This window comes from Micromonospora craniellae (genome assembly GCF_014764405.1).
GTDB lineage: Bacteria > Actinomycetota > Actinomycetes > Mycobacteriales > Micromonosporaceae > Micromonospora > Micromonospora craniellae.
The window spans coordinates 6,165,233-6,183,547 of sequence record NZ_CP061725.1 but is presented as its reverse complement, the minus strand read 5'-3'; the positions used below and the strand labels follow the sequence as shown (position 1 = coordinate 6,183,547).

The window sequence follows — 18,315 nt, the reverse complement described above, 5'->3', positions numbered from 1 at the left end:
ACCCCGCCGCCCGGAACTCCACGCCTGGTGCGACTGTCCGCCGACGCCGTTCAGTCCCACCTCGGTGGCGGGCCGCCGCAGATGTGGTGACGCGCCGGATCTTGGTACGAGAACGCCCTCCGAAGGGCTGTTTCGCACCAAGATCTGTGAGCGGGACCCGACAGGACCGGAACAGCGGGAACGCGGGCCGCGCCCGGACGGCACGGCCCGCAGTCCGGTGATCGATCAGAGGGTACGGGCGAGGCGGTCGGCGAGGATCCGGGCGAACCGGGACGGGTCTGCCAGGTCGCCTCCCTCGGCGAGCAGGGCCGTGCCGTACAGCAGCTCGGCGGTCTCGGCCAGGGAGGTCTCCGCGTCGCCCTGCTCGTGGGCCTTGCGCAGGCCGGTGACGAGCGGGTGTCCGGGGTTCAGCTCCAGGATGCGCTTGACCTTCGGCACCTCGTGGCCCATCGCCCGGTACATCTTCTCCAGCGTCGGGGTGAGGTCCTGGGCGTCACCGACCACGCAGGCCGGGGAGGTGGTCAGCCGTGAGGACAGCCGCACCTCCTTCACCGAGTCGGTCAGCACCCCGCCCATCCAGTCGAGCAGGGCGGCGTACTCGGTGCGCTGCCGCTCCCGCTCGGCCTCGGCCTCGGTGCGCTCCTCCTCGGTGTCCAGGTCGACCTGGCCCTTGGCGACCGAGCGCAGCGTCCTGCCGTTGTAGCTGCCGACCCGCTCCACCCAGACCTCGTCGACCGGATCGGTGAGCAGCAGCACCTCGTAGCCCTTGGCCCGGAACGCCTCCATGTGCGGGGAGTTCTCGATGGTGGCCCGGTGCTCGCCGGTGGCGTAGTAGATGTCGGTCTGGCCGTCCTTCATCCGGCTCACGTACCCGGCCAGGTCGGTCTGCTCGTCCGCGTCGTGAGTGGACGCGACTGAGAGGATCTCCAGCAGGGTGTCCCGGTTGTCGGTGTCGTCGACCAGGCCCTCCTTGACCACGGTGCCGAATTCGGTCCAGAAGGTGCGGTACCGCTCGGGCTGCCCGCTCTTGAGGTCCTTGACGGTGGCCAGCACCTTCTTGACCAGGCGGCGGCGCACCGCCCGGATCTGGCGGTCCTGCTGGAGGATCTCCCGGGAGATGTTCAGGCTCAGGTCGTGCGCGTCCACCACACCCTTGACGAAGCGCAGGTAGTTGGGCATGAGCGCGTCGCAGTCGTCCATGATGAAGACGCGCTTCACATAGAGCTGCACGCCCCGGCGGCCCTGCGCGGCGAAGAGGTCCATCGGCGCGTGCGACGGGATGAACAGCAGCGCGTCGTACTCGAAGGTGCCCTCGCCCCGCATGTGGATGGTCTCGAGGGGGTCCGCCCAGTCGTGGCCGACGTGCTTGTAGAACTCGTGGTACTCGGCCGGCTCGACCTCGGTGCGGGGGCGGGCCCACAGCGCCTTCATCGAGTTCAGCGTGACCGTCTCGATGGTGGCGGGGGCGTCGTCCACGCCGGGCCGCTCGACGATCATCCGGATCGGGTGGGCGATGAAGTCGGAGTACCGCTTGACGATCTCGCGGACGGTCCACTCGGCGGTGTAGTCGTGCAGGTTGTCCTCGGTGTCGGCGGCCTTGAGGTGCAGCGTCACCGCCGTGCCCTGGGGCGCGTCGTCGAGCGCGGCGACCGTGTACGTGCCACCGCCGTCGGACTCCCAACGCGTGCCGCCGCTCTCGCCGGCCCGCCGGGTGACCAGCTCGACCTTCTCGGCGACCATGAAGGCGGCGTAGAAGCCCACGCCGAACTGGCCGATCAGGTCCTGCGACGCCCCGGCGTCCTTGCTCTCCCGCAACTGGCGCAGCAGCTCGGCGGTGCCGGACTTGGCGATCGTCCCGATCACGGAGACGACCTCGTCACGGGTCATGCCGATGCCGTTGTCGCGGACGGTCAGGGTGCGGGCGTCCCGGTCGACGTCGAGGGCGATGTGCAGGTCGCCGGTGTCGGCGTCGAGGTCCTTGTCGACCATCGACGCCAGGCGCAGCTTGTCCAGCGCGTCAGAGGCGTTGGAGATCAACTCGCGCAGGAACACGTCCTTGTTCGAGTAGATCGAGTGGACCATCAACTGGAGCAGTTGACGCGCCTCGGCCTGAAACTCCAAGGTCTCGGTCCGGTCGTTCACGCCAGGTCCTCTCTCGGTGGCATGTCGGGTCACACAAAGGATACGAGCCGTCATGACGTACGCGCGTCCGGTGGCCACCCGAACCGCCGGACGCCGTCGGCCCGCCCTGGTTGCACCCGGGGCGGGCCGACGGCAGCGGGACGGGTCAGCGGCGGCGACCGTACGCCCCGGCGACGATCGACACACCGACCGCGGCGAAGGCCACCTGGATGAACAGCTCGATCCAGTCGATGCCGGCGGTGTCGTCCACGCCCAGCAGCCCGGCCACCAGCGTGCCGAGGATCGCGGCGACGATACCGATCAGGATCGTCAGCAGGATCGGGATCCGCTGCCGGCCCGGCGCCACGAGCCGGCCGAGCGCGCCGATGACCAGACCGATGACGATGGCCATGAAGAAGCCGGAGATTTCCACGAGAGCCGTCCCTTCGCGCGGTGGGTGTGCCGGACTGGTGCCCCTGCCGCCGCAACGGCCAAACACCGCCACCCGGCAGCAGAGGCGTTTGTCACACAACCGTCACGAGGCTGTGGAGACCCCGTCATCGAGGGCTGACGAGCACCGCGTAGTCGGCGGAGGTGAGCGGATCCGCCGAGAGCGAACCGTCCGCCCGGGGCACCCGCAACGGGGTGCCGTCAGCGTCCAGGAAGATCACCGCCGACACGTCGGGCCGGGCGCTGAGGGTGGAGACGATCTGCCCGTACGCGAGCAGTTCGTCGCTGCGGCCGGTGTCCGCGCCTGCCGGGGTGACCGTCACCCGGGCCTGTCCATCGGCCAGTTCGACCACGGCGGTGCTCAGCGCACCGGGCAGGGCGCTGCCGACGCCGTCGTCCCGCTCACCCGGTGTCGGCCCGGCCAACAGGTCCCGTAGCTGCGCGTCCGGCGAGGGCACCTGGTCGACCCGGCGGGTCACCGGCACCAACCGGTCGTCGCGCGAGAAATAGAGCAGCTCGGTCAGTGCTCCGGTCTCCGCCGCGGTGGGGGCGGCCGTCGCGGTGTACGGGAACGGGCCGGGCGGCGGGGTCACCGTTCGTGGCTGGTCCTCGGCGGGCACGCCGCACGCCGCGACCAGGGTCAGCAGGAGGGCGGCCGACACCCGCCCGGCGACGCGCCTCATCCGACGCTGCCCGGGAGAGTGATCCGGAACCGCGCGCCGCCCTCGGGCCGGTCGCTGACCGAGGCGTCGCCGCCGTGCGCGGCGGCGTGCTGGGCCACCAGCGCGAGCCCGAGCCCGGTGCCGTCGCCACCCCCCCGGAAGTTGGCCGCCCGGCCGCGTACGAAGCGGTCGAAGATCGCTTTCCGGTCCTTCACCGGAACCCCCGGTCCCTCGTCGTCGACCTCCACCACGCCGGTGTCACCGTCGCGGGACAGCCACACCGCCACCGGGCCGGCGCCGTAGCGCTCGGCGTTGTCGAGCAGGTTGGTCAACACCTGCGCGACGCGTCGCCGGTCCACCTGCCAGGTGGCCGGGGTGTGCGGATCCAGGTGCACCATCGACTCGGGCAGATCCCGGTCCCGGCACGCCTGCCGGGCCAGCGCGCCGACGTCGACCGGCTCCCGGTGCGTCGGCTGATCGCTGCGGGCCAGGTCCAGCAGGTCGTTGACCAGCTGCTGGAACCGGGCGATCTCGTCGGCCACCAGCCGGGCCGCCGTGGTGGTCCGCTCGTACTGGTTGTCCCGCCGCTTGCTCAGCACGCTGGCGGCGGCGGCGAGTGTCTGCAACGGCGACCGCAGCTCGTGGCTGACGTCGGCGGCGAACCGCCGGTCCCGGTCGATGCGGCGGGCCAACTCGTCGACCATCCGGTTGAACGAGGTGGAGAGCCTGGTCAGATCCGGGTCGGTGTCCGGCGCGAGCCGGGTGGTGAAGTCACCGGCGGCGATCCGCTCGGCCGCGTCGGCGACGGCGGTGAGCGGCCGCAGCCCGTGCCGGGTGGCGTACCAGCCGAGCGCCGCCCCGGACCCGGCCACCACGATCGCGACGGCGGTGAGCGCCAGGGCGAGCACCTGGAAGGTCTGGTCCAGCTCCTGCAGGGAGACGATCTCGTAGAAGGCCGCCGAGTCGGACAACGGCACACCGACCAGCATCACCGGCTGGTCGGCGACGCGGACCCGCTGCACGGCGGGCTCGCCGGCCATGACCATGTCCTGCAACCGCACCGGGATGACGGGGGTCGTGCCGGTGTCGGCCCGGCGGCCGTACCACTCGCCGTTGAGGTACAGCACCGCGCGCCGGCTGGTGCCGGTGTCCAGCGCCCGCAGCGCCTCCGCCACGTCCGGCTCGTCGGTGGCCAGGCCCGCCCGGACCACCGCCGCGTCGTAGTACGCCGCCCGCAGCACGGTGCGTTCCCGCTCGTCGAGCAGGGTACGGCGGGTCAGCTCGTACGACACCAGGGCCATCGAGGCGGACAGCGACAGCGCGCCGACGGCGAACGCGGCGGTGACCCGGGCACGCAGTCCGAGGCGTCGTCTCATCTCTGCAGCTTGTAGCCGAGCCCGCGCAGCGTCACCAGATGCCGGGGGTTGGCCGGGTCAGTCTCGATCTTCTGGCGGAGCCGGCCCACGTGCACGTCGACGAGCCGCTCGTCGCCGGTGTCGTACCCCCACACCCGGCTGAGCAACTGCTGGCGGGAGAGCACCCGCCCGGCGTGTTCGGCCAGCTCGCAGAGCAGTCGGAACTCGGTGCGGGTGACCGCGACCGGCGTGCCGGACCGGCGTACCTCCCCCGCCTCCGGGCTGACCTCCAGCTCGCCGAAGGCGAGCACCGGCACCGACGCCTCCATCGGGGCCACCGTGCGGGCCCGACGCCGCAGGGCACGCAGCCGGGCGGTCAGCTCCTTGATCGCCACCGGCTTGACCACGTAGTCGTCGGCACCCGCCTCCAGCGCGGCAACGATGTCGTGGGTGTCGTCGCGGGCGCTGACCACCACGATCGGCACGTCGTCGTCGCGGCGGAGCTGGCGGATGCCCTCGAAGCCGTCGATGCCGGGCAGCATCAGGTCGACCAGGACGTAGTCGGCCGGATCACGGCGCTGCGACCGCAGGCCCTCCTCGGCGGTGGCCGCGCCCCGGGCCTCGTAGCCCTCGTCCTCCAGGGCGAGCAGCAGCGCCAACCGGATCCGGTCGTCGTCCTCGATCACCAGTACCGCTGTCATACCGGCATCATCCCCAAGCCCTGGCCGGGCGGCCAACCAGCACCCACGTACGGGGCTATTGTCACGCAACTGTCATACGTCCGCGCAGTGCCCGCCAATCCCGCTGGGCAGGGTGAGAACCGACCTCGGGTTACCAGGAAGGGAGCCCTCGACGTGACCACGCCACGACGCTCCGAATGCGCGGTGCCCCTGGTCGAGGTCTCCATCACCGAGTTCGACCTGGCCTGCCTGCCGGAGACCGGCGCGGTCTTCGACCAGTTGCTGGCCCTGCGGCCCCAGCAGGTCGTGATCGACCTGGCCGGCTGCCGGCACATCGACGCGGCGGCCATCGGCCTGCTGCTCGACGTGCACCGACGGATGGTGCGCCTCGACGGGGTGCTGGCGGTACGCAACCCCAACCCCCGGATCACCCGCATCCTGCAGACCGCCCGACTGGACCAGATCCTGCCGGTGCACGGCACTGCCGGGGCCGTGCCGGAGCCGGCGGGGGACGCCGGGACATCGGCCGCACCCGGTCCCGGTCCGGTGCCGCCCCGGCAGCCCGCGTCACCGCAGCCGGCCGCGTACGGCCGGGCGGCCGTGACCGTACGCACCTGACACACCGCCGCCGACGCATCGACACGCGAGTACGAGGAGCAGCATGACCATCGCCGGGATCGCCGCGGCCCTAGTCGTCGGTCTCGTCGTCGGTGCCGTGGGCCGGCTCGTCGTCCCCGGCCGTCCCGCCGTGCCGCTGTGGCTCACGATGACCATCGGCGCGGTCATCGCGCTGCTCGGCGCGATCAGTGCCTGGCTCGCCGGTCTCCGAGGATTCAGCCTGTTGGGGCTGGTCGCGCAGGCCGGTCTCGCCGCGGTCGGCGTGGTGATCGTGGTCGCCACCGCCGGCAAGGAACGCTCCGACTCCCTCTGAGAAGTCCGTACGGCGACGGCGCACCACACCGACGCCCCGAGTCCGTGTCCCCGGCCGCACCGCTGCGCCACCGGAGAGGAAGCAGAATGACCGTCGTACCGGACGACAACCTGATGACCCTGATCTGCGATGTCTGCGGCGACACCACCACGGGCACCGCCTGCGTGCTGCCCGATGCGGAGGTGGTCTGGACGCTGGTGTCCGATCACGGGTGGAGCGGTTCGCCGTTCGCCACCGGTCCGCACCGCTGCCCGAGGTGCAGTGCCCTGCCCGCCGGCCCGGCTCCGCGCGGCGGCGAGCGTACGCCGACCGGTGTCGGCGGCGCCGACGAACCGCCCGTGGTCGGCGTCGGCGGCGAGGCCACCACCGGCCCCGAGGACGCGCTGCGCGTCGCGCTACGGCAGGCGGTCGACGTGCACGGGACGGTCGTGGTGAACCTGGACGGCGTGCACGTCATCGACTCCGCCGGACTCGGCCTGCTGGTACGGGCCCACCGCGAGGTACGCGAGCGGGACGGCCGGCTGTGCCTGGCCGCGCCGTCGAGGTTCATCCGCACGGTGCTGCACACCATGAAGCTCGACGGGGTCTTCCCGATCTTCGAAAGCCTCGACGAGGCCGTGGCGCAGTTGCGGCAGGCCGCCCTTCCAATGGCGGACGCCGAGGTGGCGGCGTCGCTGGTGGAGCGTCGTCCCGCCGGACACGTCACGGTCTGACACCGCACACCCGGCACAGGTCGACGGCACGACACGGGCCGCGTCGCGCCGGGCGAGGTCGTCCCGGTGGCCTGGCGGCCACCGGGAACCGACGTGTCAGGAGGCGGCGGAGAAGCCGCCCCGGCGACGCAGCCGACCGATCCAGCCCTGCGCGGTGTGCCGGGGCACACCGTAGTGCTCGGCCACCGCCGTGACCGTGCCGGTGCGGTTGAAGACCTCGACGACGTCCTCCGGCATGCGCCGGTAGACGCGGCCCTTGGGCACCGCGGCCTCGGTCCGGCGTCGCGCCGTGCCGGAGCCGGAGCGGTTGGCGCCGGAGCGCACGGACCGGTTGCCGGTGGCCGGGGTGAAGGACTGCTCGGTGGCGGAGACCTCGGTGGGCGACTCGACGGCGGAAGCGGGAGTCACCGGCGCGTCGCCGGACGGGAACAACGCGCGGAGTAAGAGATTCAGGTCGAAGGAGGGAAGTGTCGGCGCCGAGATGCCGCTGCCGGCGCGCATCACGAGTTCGACCACGCGCGGCGTGGAATCGTCGATGTCGACACAGATAACGGTTTCCGTGTCGGCGCCCTCGGCCCGGATCGTGATTGTGTAGTCACTCATCGCCACCCTCCGCTGTTCGTCACATCACACTGCACTCCGGCGGTGTGGTGGTTGAACGCTTCACACCAGATTAGCGGATTGAGCGTCCTACTCACAGAAGCGACCCGGCATATGACGATATCACCGTCGGTAGTTAACAACTGCTCCACGCTCCGTCAGGTCCCGCGGCGCGGTCCGGATTGAAGCGCCCGGGCAATGACTTGAGCCCGTTCACGAAGTTGCTTTCCAACCGTACGACCGGTCCGGTCACCTCGAAGCGAGCCAGATGCGGCACCAGTTCCCGCAGCATCGCCTGCGCCTCCAGCCTCGCCAGGTGCGCCCCCAGACAGAAATGCGGCCCCATGCCGAACGACAGGTGCGGGTTCGGATTCCGGTCCAGACGCAGCACGTCCGGGTCTGCGAAGACGGCGCCGTCGCGGTTGGCCGAGACGTACCACAGCACCACCTTGTCGCCCTCGGCGACGGCCTGGCCGCACAACTCGGTGTCCTCAGTGGCGGTACGCCGGAATTGCATGATCGGAGTCACCCACCGCAACAGCTCCTCCGTCGCCGTGGGCAACAGCGACATGTCGCCCGCCAGCCGGTCCCGCTGAGCCGGCTCGGCCAGCAACGCCGACACGCCACCGGAGATGAGGTGTCGGGTCGTCTCGTTGCCGGCCACCACGAGCAACAGCCAGAAGCTACAGAACTCACGGTCGGTCAGGCGACGGCCGTCCACCTCGCTCGTCGCCAACAGGGTCATCAGGTCGTCCCGGGGTGAGCGACGACGCTCTCCGGCCACGGTGAGCGCGTACTGGAACGCCTCCACGAAGGTCGTGCGGTACGCCTCCACGTCGCCGCCGCCGTACTCCGGGTCGTCGAAGCCGACCAGGTTGTTGCTCCACCGGTAGAGCAGATGCCGGTCCTCGCGGGGCAGCCCGAGCAGGTCGGCGAGGACCAGCAGGGGCAGTTCGGCGGCGAGATCGGCGACCACGTCGCACTCCTCCAGCCGGACCGCCCGCCGCACCAGTTCGTGGGCGTGGGCGGCGACGCTGTCGTGCAGCTCCCGGACCGCCCGTGGGGTGAACACCGAGGTCACCAGCCGGCGGATCCGCGAGTGCTGCGGGGCGTCCATGTTGACCAGTAGCTGCCGGGCCTGCTCCAGGTCGGCGGAGGTACGCGGATCGGGCAGGAACGCGCCCTTGCGCCCGGAGGAGAACAACTCCGGCTGCCGGGACGCGGCGACCACCGCCTCGTGACTGGTGGCCGCCCAGAAGCCCGATCCCTGGCTGAGCATCCGGCCGCCGCCGCCCCGTCGCCACAGCGCCGGCTCGGGCACCCAGGACACCGGCGCCTCGCGGCGCATCCGGGCGAACTCGACGTGCGGCACCCCCGCGCCGTACGTGGCCGGGTGCGCCACGTCCGGACGCTGCGCCACCGGGCTCACGAACGCCCCACCGTGGTCTGCGGACGCAGCAGCTCGCGCAGCACGTCGTGACGGAGCTTGCCGGTGCCGTCACGCGGCAGCTCGGCGACGAACCGCCACCGTCGCGGCACCTTGAACCCGGCCAGCGAGCGCCGGCAGAACGCCTCCAGCACCTGCGGGGCGGCGGCCGGGTCGAGCCGGTGCGGATCGAGCTCGACGACGGCCACCACCCGCTCGCCGTACTCGTCGTCGGGTTCCCCGGTCACCGCCACGTCCCGCACCGCCGGGTGCTCCTGCAGGACCGCCTGCACCTCAACCGGGTAGATGTTCACCCCGCCGGAGATGATCAGGTCACGGGCCCGTCCGGTCAGATAGAGGTAACCCTCCTCGTCCAGATGGCCGGTCTCGCCGTAAGTGAAGACACCCGGACCCAGATGCGCGTCGCGGGTCTTCTCCGGGGCGTTGTGGTATTCGAACGTCTTCCCGGCCCGGCGCACGAAGACCCGACCCGGCCGGCCGGGCGGCAGCGCCGCGCCGTCCGGATCGACGATGACCACCTCGTTGGGGGGTACCGCCCGACCGACACTGCCCGGCCGCCGCAGCCAGTCCTCGGCCCCGATCAGCGTGACCACCCCCGCCTCGGTGGCCGCGTAGTACTCGACCACCACCGGTCCCCACCACTCGATCATCTGTCGTTTCACCTCGACCGGGCAGGGCCCACCGCCGTGCCACACCACCCGCAGGCTCCGCACGTCGGCGGCGGCCCGGACGGCGTCGTCCAGCCGCAGCAGCCGCACGAACTGGGTCGGCACCAGGTGGCAGGCGGTGATCCGGTGCGCGGCCACCGCAGCCAGGAACACCTGCGGATCGAAACGCTCGTGCAGCACCAGCCGGCTGCCGCGCAGCAGCGGCAACAGCGCGAAGAACAGCTGCGCGGAGTGGTACCACGGACCGACCAGCAGCACCGCGCCCCGCGCCGGCACGGACAGGACGTGCCCGGCGTACGCCAGCAGCCGTTCCACCCGCCCGAACGGCGCGCCGGTGCGGAACAGCCCGTTGCGTACGCCCTTGGGCGCTCCGGTGGTGCCCGAGGTGTAGAGCATGGTGGAACCGCAGACCTGCTCCGGCGGCTCGTCGGCGGGCAGACCGGACAGCAGCGGCTCGACCGCGACCGCGTCGCCGACGTCACGCTCCCCCGTCACGAGCTGCCGCACCCGCACCACGGCGGTCCGCACCGCCTCGTCGACCACCGGCGCGTAGGCCGGCTCGGTCAGCACCAGCCGGCTCTCCGAGTCCGCCAGCAGGTACGCGATCTCCGGCGCGGTCAGGTGCCAGTTGACCGGTACCACCGTCACCCCGGTGTGCAGGGCGGCGAGCAGCGCCTCGAACGTCTCCCGCCGGTTGCCGCAGACCACCGCCATGGTGTCGCCGACCCGCAGCCCCTCGGCGCGCAGCAACCGGATCCACCGGTTGACCCGCGCGTCGAGGTCGGTCCAGTCGAGCTCACCGTCGGCGTCGGACAGTGCCGGCGCACCGGAGGCCCCGGCCAGGTCCCTCAGCAGTACGGCCATCCCGTTCCCTCCGGCTCAGTCCAGCAGGTCCGGCTGGGCCCGCACGATGTCGGCGTACAGCGGCCGGAAGTTCAGCCGGGCGATCCCCGGGGTGCCGATGACGCGCCGGGTCTCGGCGGCCTCGTCCGGGCCGATCAGGATCGGCCGGCCCGCCGCCTCGGCCAGCAGCTGCACCTGGGCGCTGCGGTCCATGGCGATGAACCACCAGGCCGCCTCCGCCACCGAACCGCCGACGGTCAGCAGGCCGTGGTTGCGCAGCACCACCGCCTTGGTGTCGCCGAGGGCGTCGGCGATCCGCTTGCCCTCCTCGTCGGCGAGCACCACCCCGGTGTAGTCGGCGAACACGGTGTGGTCCTGGTAGAAGGCGCAGGCGTCCTGGGTGATCGGGTCCAGCGGACGGCCCAGCGCCGACCAGGCCCGCCCGTGGGTGGAGTGGGTGTGCGCGGCGGCGACCACGTCGGGACGCGCGGCGTGCACGTGCGAGTGGATGACGTACCCGGCCGGGTTGATCCGCCCGGTGCCCTCCAGCACCTCCCCGCCCGCGTCCACCAGCAGCAGGTCGCTGACCCGGACGTGTCCGAAGTGCATGCCGAACGGGTTGATCCAGAACCGGTCCGGGTCCTCCGGGTCGCGGGCCGTGACGTGGCCCCCGGCTCCCTCGTCGAACCCGTACCGGGCGAAGAGCCGACAGGTCGCCGCCAGTTGCCGCTGCCGACGCAGACGCTCCTCGGCCGGCGTACGTCCGGTCATCCGCAACCTCCCGCGGTGTCGGTGTCGAAGGCGGCACCCGCCAGCACCGCCGCCGGTACGGCGGGACTCGGGTCCGCCGTGGGCGCGGTCTCCGGTCGCCACGCGGCCAGGAAGTGGTCCACCCGGTCCAGACCCCAGAAGCGGTGCCGGCCGAAGCGCAGGTACGGGATGCCGAAGATGTCGTCGTCGTACGCGGCGGCCAGGCAGTCGACCCCCTCCGCGCGCAGCGTCTCGTCCTGCGGGGCGCTCTGTGCGGCCACCGGGTCGATGCCCGCCTCGGCGGCGGCCCGGGCGATGACCTCCGGGGTGCAGATGTCCTCGCCACGCTCCCAGCGGGCCGCCACCAGCGCGTCGTAGAAGGGCACCGCCCGACCGGCGCGGCGGGCCAGCAGCCAGGCCAGGTGCGGCAGGTCCCACCACGGGTCCACGTCGATCGGCCAGGCCATCGGCAGACCGGCGCGCTGCGCCAGCCGCTTGGTGTCCACCAGCAGGTAGCGGTGCTTGGCCCGACTCATCTGCACGTAGTGCAGCTCGGCGCCCCGCTCGGCCAGTGCCGCGTTGGTCTTCTCGTCCGGGTCCCAGTACGGGTACCAGTCGACGTGGGCGAACAGGTCCGGCACCTCGGTGCGCAGCCGGTGCACCGCCAGCCAGCTGTACGGGCTGCGGAAGGAGAAGTACAGCCGGGGCCGTCGCTTCATGCCACACCACCGGCGAGCGCACGCAACACCTCGTCGTCGAACTCGGCCAGCTCGCCGGCCTGCGGGCCGGCGCTGATCGCGTACCCGTGCAGGATGCTCGCGGTGGCGGTGTGCACGAGCCGCTCGCCGCGCCGGACGTAGCAGTCCATCCGCGCGTCGAACATGACCCCGCGCAGCACGTCGGTGACGGTCAGGACGGTGTGCACGTCCTCCTCCATCCGCGCCGCCTCGACCATCCGGACCCGGGCCCGGGAGACCACCGGGATCCAGGAGCGCTCACGGACCAGCCGGCCCACCGAGATGCCCCGGGCGGCCAGGAACCGGTCCACCACCTCCTCCAGCGCGCGGACGTAGCCGGAGTGCTGCACCCGGTCGGAGAAGTGGCAGTAGAAGTAGGGCGCCCGCCAGGTCCACAGAAAGGACCGGGATCCGACCGGGGTGAGCACGTCCGCGACGGTCTCGCCGGGGCGGATCGGCCGGTGGTCGGGGCGGGCCACCGTCGCGGCGGCGCCGAGGGTGGGCACCACCAGGTCCGCCAGGTGCGCGGGGGCGGGCGCGGAGGTGGTGGCGGCGGGCTCCACGACCAGCGCCACCCGGACCTTGCCGCGCAGCACCACCTGCTCGCGGCCGTCGCGGAACACCGTCATCCGCACCGTCAGCCGACCGGCGGACTCCCCGTCCACCTCCACCCGCACCTCGTCGTCGACCTCCAGGACCGCCGGCAACTGCACCGAGCAGTCGACGATCTCGACGCCCAGGCCGTGGGAGTGGAAGAGGTCGCGGGCACCGGGGCCACGGTCCCGCAGCCACTGCAGCACCGCCTCCTCGACGAGGTAGATGAAGTGCTTGAAACCGATCCAGGTGCGGATGTTGGCCCCCTCGTACCGGGGCCGCCCGACCAGGACGGTCAGCGGGGCGGTGGGCGCACTGGTCATGGTGGCTGCTCCTGTCGTCAGGGACGTACCGTCACCCGGTTCGCCTCACCGACGAACCGGGCGGCCTGCTCCGCGACCTCGTCGGCGTGGCGGACGTGGCAGAAGTGGTCGTAGTGCTCGTGCACCAGCAGGGTGGCCCGGGGCATGTCCCGGCCCAGCGTGGCGGCGGCGGCCGGGGACAGGGTCGGGTCGGCCCCGCCGGCGAGGATCAACGTCGGGATGTCCACCGTGGTCAGCGCCAGCCCGCCGCTGCTGACGAACTGGTCGAAGACGGTGAGGAAGCCGGCCGGCCCGATCCGGTCGATGGCCTTGGCGAACATCGCGTCCAGCAACGCGGCGTCCAGCTTGCGCAGCCGCGCGCCGACGCGCAGCCGCAGCCCGTCGCGGACGTGCCGGTCGAAGGTACGCCGTGCCCGGTCGAAGACCTGCCAGGTGATCGGCTGCTCGGGCGGGCAGTACAGCGGGCAGATCAGCACCGTCGCGCGGGCCGCCGGCTGGCCGCCGGCCAGCAGCTCCAGCGTCGCGTTCGCGCCGAAGGAGTGCGCGACGACGGTGTCCGCCGGTCGGGGCAGCCCGGCCAGCCCGGCGGCCAGCCACTGCGCCGGGCTGCCCTGGCGACGCCACCGGTAGTCGTTGCCGGCCCGCCACGGCAGGTCCAGGGCGACCACGTGCCAGCGGGGGTCGAAGGCCCGGGCGAGGGGACGCCACGACTCCCAGGAGTCCTCCAGGCCGTGGGCGAGCACCACCAGGTCTCCCCCGGGCGCTCCGGGGGTCAGCTCGTGCACCGTCGGGGCCGTGATCATCGTCCAGCTCCGGGGGCGGCGTCGAGGAGCAGTTCGCGCCGACCGTCGGTGTCGTCGCCGCAGGCGACCGCGACCGGGCCGGGCAGTCCGGCGTCCAGCAGCGTCGCGGCCAGCGCCAGGTTCACCACGCCGGCCGCACCGTAGCAGTCCCCCCAGCGGGCCGCCGGGTCGAAGCCGCCCGGCCCGATCCGGCGGTACGCGGCCCGCCCGTCGGACGGCCCGAGCACGGGTCCCGTGCCGGGTACGGCGGTGGTGGTGAGCACCAGGCAGGCGGCACCGGCGCGCAGCGGGAAAGCCGGGCGACCCGCCTGGTGCAGTTCAGTGGCCACCTCGTCGGCCGGTTCGGCGCCCACCACCAGCACCCGATCGGCCCGTCCGGCGCGCAGCAGCAGCATCGCCGCGCGGACCGCGTCCAGGCCGGCGGTGGCGCCGGAGCAGACCATCAGGTTCGCCGCGCCGAGACCGAACCAGAGCGCCACGGTGCTGGCCACCACGTTGCTGGACGCGTTCGGGGCGGCCAGCGGGCTGACCGCGCGACCGCCCTCAGCGTGCACGGTGCGGGCCAGGTCGGCGACGGTGGCGACGTTGCCGAGGTTGCCGGCGACCACCACCGCGGTCCGGGGGTCGACGCCGTCGGGCAGGTGGCGGCCGGGCGGCAGGCCGAGCGCGCGATGCACCGCGCAGAGCGCGAGCCGGGTGGCGGGTTCCTTGTACAACAGGCCCTTGCGGCCGAGCACCTGGTGGGCGCGGTCGGCGGGCACCGCGTCGGCCAAGGTGGCGGTCAGCCGCGACGCCGACGTGTCGGACCACGCGGCCAGGTCGGCGGCGAGACCGTCCGCCTCGGGCAGGTGCAGGCTCCACCCGGCCACCCGCACCGTCACCGGGGCGGTGGTGCCCGTGGACCGGGTCGGGCCGGGGGCGGTCAGTGGGCTGGTCACGGGGCCTCCACCAGGGTGACGGCGTTGACGCCGCCGAAGCCGAACGCGTCGGACTGGACCAGCCGGGCCGTGTGCCCGGTCGCCACGGTGGGGAACCGCAGTCCGGTGCCCTCGGGCAGCGGCTGGCGAAGCCCCACCACCGGCGGCACCCGGCGCTGGCTCAGGCAGCGCCGTGCCACGTCGAGGTTGACCAGCGCGGCCGCCCCGGAGGTGTGCCCGGTGGCGCCCTTCACGGCGGTCACCAGCGGGTCCGCTCCGCCGGCCACCAGCACCTGGCGCAGCGCCTCACACTCGGCGGGGTCGTTGAGCGCGGTGCCGGTGCCGTGTGCCACGACCAGGTCGACCTCGGCCGGTTCCCGGCCGGCGCGGGCCAGCGCGTCCCGCATCGCCCGGGTGATCCCGGCCACCGACGGGGCGGTCTCGTGGTGGGCGTCGCAGGACAGGCCGGTGGCCACGACCCGGGCCAGGGCGGGACGGGTGTCGTCGTCGGGTACCAGCACCGCCGCGGCGGCACCGTCGCCGAGCAGCACACCCTGCCGGTCGGCGTCGAACGGCCGGACCGCCTCGGTGGGATGGTCGACGACCCGGCCGATCATCGCCAGCATCGACTCGGTGGTCGCGTCGACGCCGCAGACCAGCACGGCGTCGGCGTCGGCGAGCATGAGCAGGTCCTCGGCGAGGGCCAGGACGTGTCCGCCGGCGCTGCACGCGTTGCTGACGGTCACCACCTCCCGCAGGCCGGGTACGGCCGCGTGCACCGCGTCGCCGAAGTGCAGCCGGTGGGCGCCGAACGCGTCACCGCCGGTGGCGTACGCCTCCACCGCCGCCAACTCCCGCAGGCCGGTGCCGACCAGGGCGATCACGCGGCGACGCCGGGGGTCCAACCCACCGGCGGCGACCGCCCGGGCGGCGCAGTCGGCCACCCAGCGGCTGGCCGCGAAGGCCCGGTCCGCGCCGTCGTCGATGTGGTAGCCGTGGGCGACGTTGAGGGCGGTCGGGTCGCCGTGCCGCAGCGGACCGATCCCGCTGGCCCCGGCCAGCAGGCCGGCGAAGGTCCGGTCCCCGTCGCCGAGGCAGGTGCGCAGCTCGCTAGCGGTCAGACGCGCCGGCACCCGGCCACCCCCTGACGATGGCGGCAGCGGTGCCGCCTTCCGGGCTGCGCGAGGTGATCAGCGCCAGTCGCGGCGTGTCGCCGGCCGGCGCCGAGGCGAGGAAGGTGGCCAGCGCGAGTCCGCCGGTGGCGGCGTCGCAGCGCCCGAACAACCGGCTGGCCCGGATCCGGGTCGGCACCTGGCCGAGCGCCGCGCAGGCGGGGTCGAACTCGTCGGTGTCGTCCTCGCCGGTCTCGCCGGTCAGGACGCAGTCCACCTCGGCCGGATCGACGCCGGCCCGGCGGACCGCCCGCACGACGCATCCGGTCAGCGCACGGTCGGCGGCCGGACCGCCACCCGGGCCGTACGCGGTGGCCAGCGCGAGCACCTCCGCCTCCCGGCGTACGCCGGCCCAGGCGGGCTGTTCGGCACGGGTGAGCACGAAGACCACGGCGGCCTCCCCGGTCGGCACCGGCTGGTCGGGGCGCCCGGTCAGCCAGGTGGTCCAGGCCCGGTGCGGGCTGAACTCCTCCACCGCGCCGACCAGCATCGCGTCGACGTAGCCCCGGGCGATGGCGTTGCTGCCGTAGCGCAGCGCGTCGAGGAAGGCCAGCGAGCCGGTCGCCACCGTGGCGTTGACCCCGCGCAGGCCGTGCCGGATCGCGGCCTGACCGGCCGCGCAGTTCATCACGGTGTTGGGAAACAGCACCGGGTTGACCAGGTACGGCTTGTCCTGGACCAGCGTCTCCCGGGTGTAGTCGCTGGTGGAGCGGAAGCTGCCCAGCGAGGTGCCCAGCACCAGGCCGAGCCGGGCGCGGTTGGTGTCGTCCAGGTCGACACCCGCGTCGCGCAGCGCGTCGCCGCAGGCCACCACCGACAGCGCGGTGGCCCGGTCGTAGAAGCTGGTGCCCTTGCGGCCCAGGTGGCTGCGGACGTCGAAGTCGACCAGCGCGTGTCCGGTCGGCGTGGGCAGCGGCTCGTCGCTCAGCGCGGCCACGTCGACCGGCTCGGCCCGGGGCGGTTCGACCGGGCCCGATGCGCCGGCGCGGACGCCCGGCGCGACCGCAGCCAGTCGCTCGGCCAGCGCGGTACGGCCCACCCCGGCCGGGCTGACCGTGCTCCATCCGGTGATCACGACTCCGCTCATTCGACGGCTCCGATCAGGACGATGGCGTTGTTGCCGCCGAAGGCGAACCCGTTGTTCTGCACCACCCGGACACGCGCCTGCCGGGCGGTGTTCGGCACCGGGTCCAGCCCGGACAGGGCCGGATCCGGATTGGCCCAGTTGATCGTCGGCGGCAGGAACCCGTGCGCGATGGCGAGGGTCCCGGCGATCGCGCCGAAGCCGCTCGCCGCGCCCATGGTGTGCCCCATCATCGACTTGATCGAGCTGACCGGGGGCACCCGGTCACCGAAGACGTCAAAGATGGCCTGGGCCTCCACCGAGTCGTTGGCCGGGGTGCCGGTGCCGTGGGCGCAGATGTAGTCCACGTCGGCCGGCTTGACCGAGGCGTTGCGGTGGGCGGCACGCATGCAGGCGGCGATGCTGCCCCGGTCCGGCGCGACGGGGTGGTTGGCGTCGCAGTTGACGCCGTACCCGAGGACCTCGGCGTAGACGCGCGCCCCTCGGGCGCGGGCGTGGTCGAGGGTCTCCAACATCAGGATGGCGCCGCCCTCGCCGGTGAGGATGCCGGAGCGGTCCCGGTCGAACGGGGAACAGGCGTCGGCGGTGAGCGCCCCCAGCCGGTAGAAGCCGGCGTGGGCCCAGCGGCAGACCGAGTCGGCGCCGCCGGCGAACATCACCTCCGCCTCACCGGTGGCCAGCATGTCGTACGCGTAGCCGATCGCGTAGTTGCTGGCCGAACAGGCGGTGGCCAGGGTCAGCGACTCCCCCGCCAGGTCCAGTTCGGTGCTCACCGCGTGGGCGAGCCGACCCGCCGGCACCTGCCGGAGCAGGTCCGGATCCATCCCGCCGAAGCCGGACTCGACCTGTTGGGCGGTTACCGCCTCGACCACCACCGACTCGCCGCTGGTGGTGCCGACGACCACGCCGGCACGCTCCGGCGCGACCGCCGCCGGGTCGAGACCGGAGTCGGCCAGGGCCAGCCGGGCGGCGGCGGCCGCGAACTGCGCGGACCGCCCCCAGCACGCCACGTCGATCCGATCCAGCAGCGCCTCCGGGCGGAACCCGGGCACCTCACCGGCGTTGCGGTGGGGGAAGCCGCTGGCGTCGAAGCTGCGGATCGGTGAGATGCCGGATCGGCCTTCACGCAGGCCGTCGGTGAACGCGGAGACGCCGATCCCGATGCTGGACACCGGGCCGAGCCCGGTCACCACGACCCGGTTCATGCTCAGGCCTGGTCGGCTGAGTGACGCACCACCGCGTCGTAGACCGCTTTGAGGTTGTTGAGCTGCGGCAACTCCGACTGCGGGATCTCGATCTTGAACTTCTTGTCGATCCGCGCCAGGATCTCGATCGCCCGCAGCGAGTCGGCCTCGTAGTCCTCGGCGAAGTCGCCGGTCTCGGTGAGCTCCTCCGGCTCGAGCTCCAGCACCTCCGCCACGATCTCGCGGAGTTCGGCCATGCGGGGGTCGGTCTGCGTCATGAC

Annotated in this window: 20 protein-coding genes; 3 read left to right on the top strand and 17 right to left on the bottom strand. The window is 72.9% G+C overall.

All coding sequences use genetic code 11. The features are described from left to right. Nucleotides 1–225 precede the first annotated feature (225 nt). The 5 genes from htpG to ID554_RS28010 all read right to left on the bottom strand — a co-directional run bounded on the left by htpG (nt 226) and on the right by ID554_RS28010 (nt 5,289). Nucleotides 226–2,142: a molecular chaperone HtpG gene (gene htpG, locus ID554_RS28030; protein WP_117227759.1), complete on the bottom strand. Its 1,917-nt coding sequence runs from the start codon at nt 2,140–2,142 to the stop codon at nt 226–228. Between the two features lie 145 nt (nt 2,143–2,287). Beyond that, the gene (locus tag ID554_RS28025) at nt 2,288–2,554 is read right to left on the bottom strand and encodes a GlsB/YeaQ/YmgE family stress response membrane protein (protein WP_117227760.1); all 267 of its coding nucleotides are present in this window, start codon (nt 2,552–2,554) and stop codon (nt 2,288–2,290) included. Between the two features lie 124 nt (nt 2,555–2,678). Beyond that, a complete protein-coding gene (locus ID554_RS28020) occupies nt 2,679–3,254 on the bottom strand; it encodes a GerMN domain-containing protein (RefSeq protein WP_117227761.1) in 576 nt (191 codons plus the stop codon). Then, nucleotides 3,251–4,609, bottom strand: a complete 1,359-nt coding sequence (locus ID554_RS28015; protein WP_117227762.1) for a sensor histidine kinase — start codon at nt 4,607–4,609, stop codon at nt 3,251–3,253. Before ID554_RS28015 ends, ID554_RS28020 begins: the two co-directional genes overlap by 4 nt. Next, the gene (locus ID554_RS28010) at nt 4,606–5,289 is read right to left on the bottom strand and encodes a response regulator transcription factor (protein ID WP_117227763.1); all 684 of its coding nucleotides are present in this window, start codon (nt 5,287–5,289) and stop codon (nt 4,606–4,608) included. Before ID554_RS28010 ends, ID554_RS28015 begins: the two co-directional genes overlap by 4 nt. A gap of 153 nt (nt 5,290–5,442) precedes the next feature. On the opposite strand from ID554_RS28010, the gene ID554_RS28005 reads away from it, so the two are divergent. From ID554_RS28005 to ID554_RS27995, 3 genes are all read left to right on the top strand, one after another. Next, nucleotides 5,443–5,886, top strand: coding sequence for an STAS domain-containing protein (locus ID554_RS28005; RefSeq protein WP_117227764.1), 444 nt, complete (start codon nt 5,443–5,445; stop codon nt 5,884–5,886). 43 nt (nt 5,887–5,929) lie between these two features. After that, nucleotides 5,930–6,199, top strand: a complete 270-nt coding sequence (locus ID554_RS28000) for a GlsB/YeaQ/YmgE family stress response membrane protein (RefSeq protein WP_117227765.1) — start codon at nt 5,930–5,932, stop codon at nt 6,197–6,199. Between the two features lie 86 nt (nt 6,200–6,285). Beyond that, entirely contained in the window at nt 6,286–6,912 is a 627-nt protein-coding gene (locus tag ID554_RS27995; RefSeq protein ID WP_117227766.1) for an STAS domain-containing protein, read from the top strand. A gap of 96 nt (nt 6,913–7,008) precedes the next feature. Here ID554_RS27995 and ID554_RS27990 read toward each other — a convergent pair whose 3' ends face one another. The 12 genes from ID554_RS27990 to ID554_RS27935 form a co-directional block, all read right to left on the bottom strand. Then, the gene (locus ID554_RS27990; protein WP_117227767.1) at nt 7,009–7,515 is read right to left on the bottom strand and encodes a hypothetical protein; all 507 of its coding nucleotides are present in this window, start codon (nt 7,513–7,515) and stop codon (nt 7,009–7,011) included. A gap of 133 nt (nt 7,516–7,648) precedes the next feature. Next, entirely contained in the window at nt 7,649–8,941 is a 1,293-nt protein-coding gene (locus tag ID554_RS27985) for a cytochrome P450 (protein WP_117227768.1), read from the bottom strand. Continuing rightward, the gene (locus ID554_RS27980; RefSeq protein WP_117227769.1) at nt 8,938–10,491 is read right to left on the bottom strand and encodes an AMP-binding protein; all 1,554 of its coding nucleotides are present in this window, start codon (nt 10,489–10,491) and stop codon (nt 8,938–8,940) included. Before ID554_RS27980 ends, ID554_RS27985 begins: the two co-directional genes overlap by 4 nt. A 15-nt stretch (nt 10,492–10,506) precedes the next feature. Beyond that, nucleotides 10,507–11,241, bottom strand: coding sequence for a class II aldolase/adducin family protein (locus ID554_RS27975; RefSeq protein ID WP_117227770.1), 735 nt, complete (start codon nt 11,239–11,241; stop codon nt 10,507–10,509). Further along, entirely contained in the window at nt 11,238–11,939 is a 702-nt protein-coding gene (locus ID554_RS27970) for a 2-hydroxychromene-2-carboxylate isomerase (protein ID WP_117227771.1), read from the bottom strand. Before ID554_RS27970 ends, ID554_RS27975 begins: the two co-directional genes overlap by 4 nt. Continuing rightward, a complete protein-coding gene (locus ID554_RS27965) occupies nt 11,936–12,874 on the bottom strand; it encodes a thioesterase family protein (RefSeq protein WP_117227772.1) in 939 nt (312 codons plus the stop codon). Before ID554_RS27965 ends, ID554_RS27970 begins: the two co-directional genes overlap by 4 nt. A gap of 17 nt (nt 12,875–12,891) precedes the next feature. Beyond that, complete coding sequence (locus tag ID554_RS27960; protein ID WP_117227773.1) at nt 12,892–13,677, bottom strand: alpha/beta fold hydrolase; 786 nt, start codon at nt 13,675–13,677, stop codon at nt 12,892–12,894. Further along, nucleotides 13,674–14,615, bottom strand: a complete 942-nt coding sequence (locus ID554_RS27955; RefSeq protein ID WP_117227774.1) for a beta-ketoacyl synthase N-terminal-like domain-containing protein — start codon at nt 14,613–14,615, stop codon at nt 13,674–13,676. Before ID554_RS27955 ends, ID554_RS27960 begins: the two co-directional genes overlap by 4 nt. Further along, on the bottom strand, nt 14,612–15,727 hold the full coding sequence (locus tag ID554_RS27950; protein ID WP_117227775.1) for a beta-ketoacyl synthase N-terminal-like domain-containing protein: 1,116 nt from the start codon (nt 15,725–15,727) through the stop codon (nt 14,612–14,614). Before ID554_RS27950 ends, ID554_RS27955 begins: the two co-directional genes overlap by 4 nt. Further along, the gene (locus ID554_RS27945; protein ID WP_117227776.1) at nt 15,705–16,853 is read right to left on the bottom strand and encodes a beta-ketoacyl synthase N-terminal-like domain-containing protein; all 1,149 of its coding nucleotides are present in this window, start codon (nt 16,851–16,853) and stop codon (nt 15,705–15,707) included. Before ID554_RS27945 ends, ID554_RS27950 begins: the two co-directional genes overlap by 23 nt. Continuing rightward, entirely contained in the window at nt 16,850–18,055 is a 1,206-nt protein-coding gene (locus tag ID554_RS27940) for a beta-ketoacyl-[acyl-carrier-protein] synthase family protein (protein ID WP_117227777.1), read from the bottom strand. Before ID554_RS27940 ends, ID554_RS27945 begins: the two co-directional genes overlap by 4 nt. A 2-nt stretch (nt 18,056–18,057) precedes the next feature. Further along, nucleotides 18,058–18,312, bottom strand: a complete 255-nt coding sequence (locus tag ID554_RS27935) for an acyl carrier protein (RefSeq protein ID WP_117227778.1) — start codon at nt 18,310–18,312, stop codon at nt 18,058–18,060. Nucleotides 18,313–18,315 lie beyond the last annotated feature (3 nt).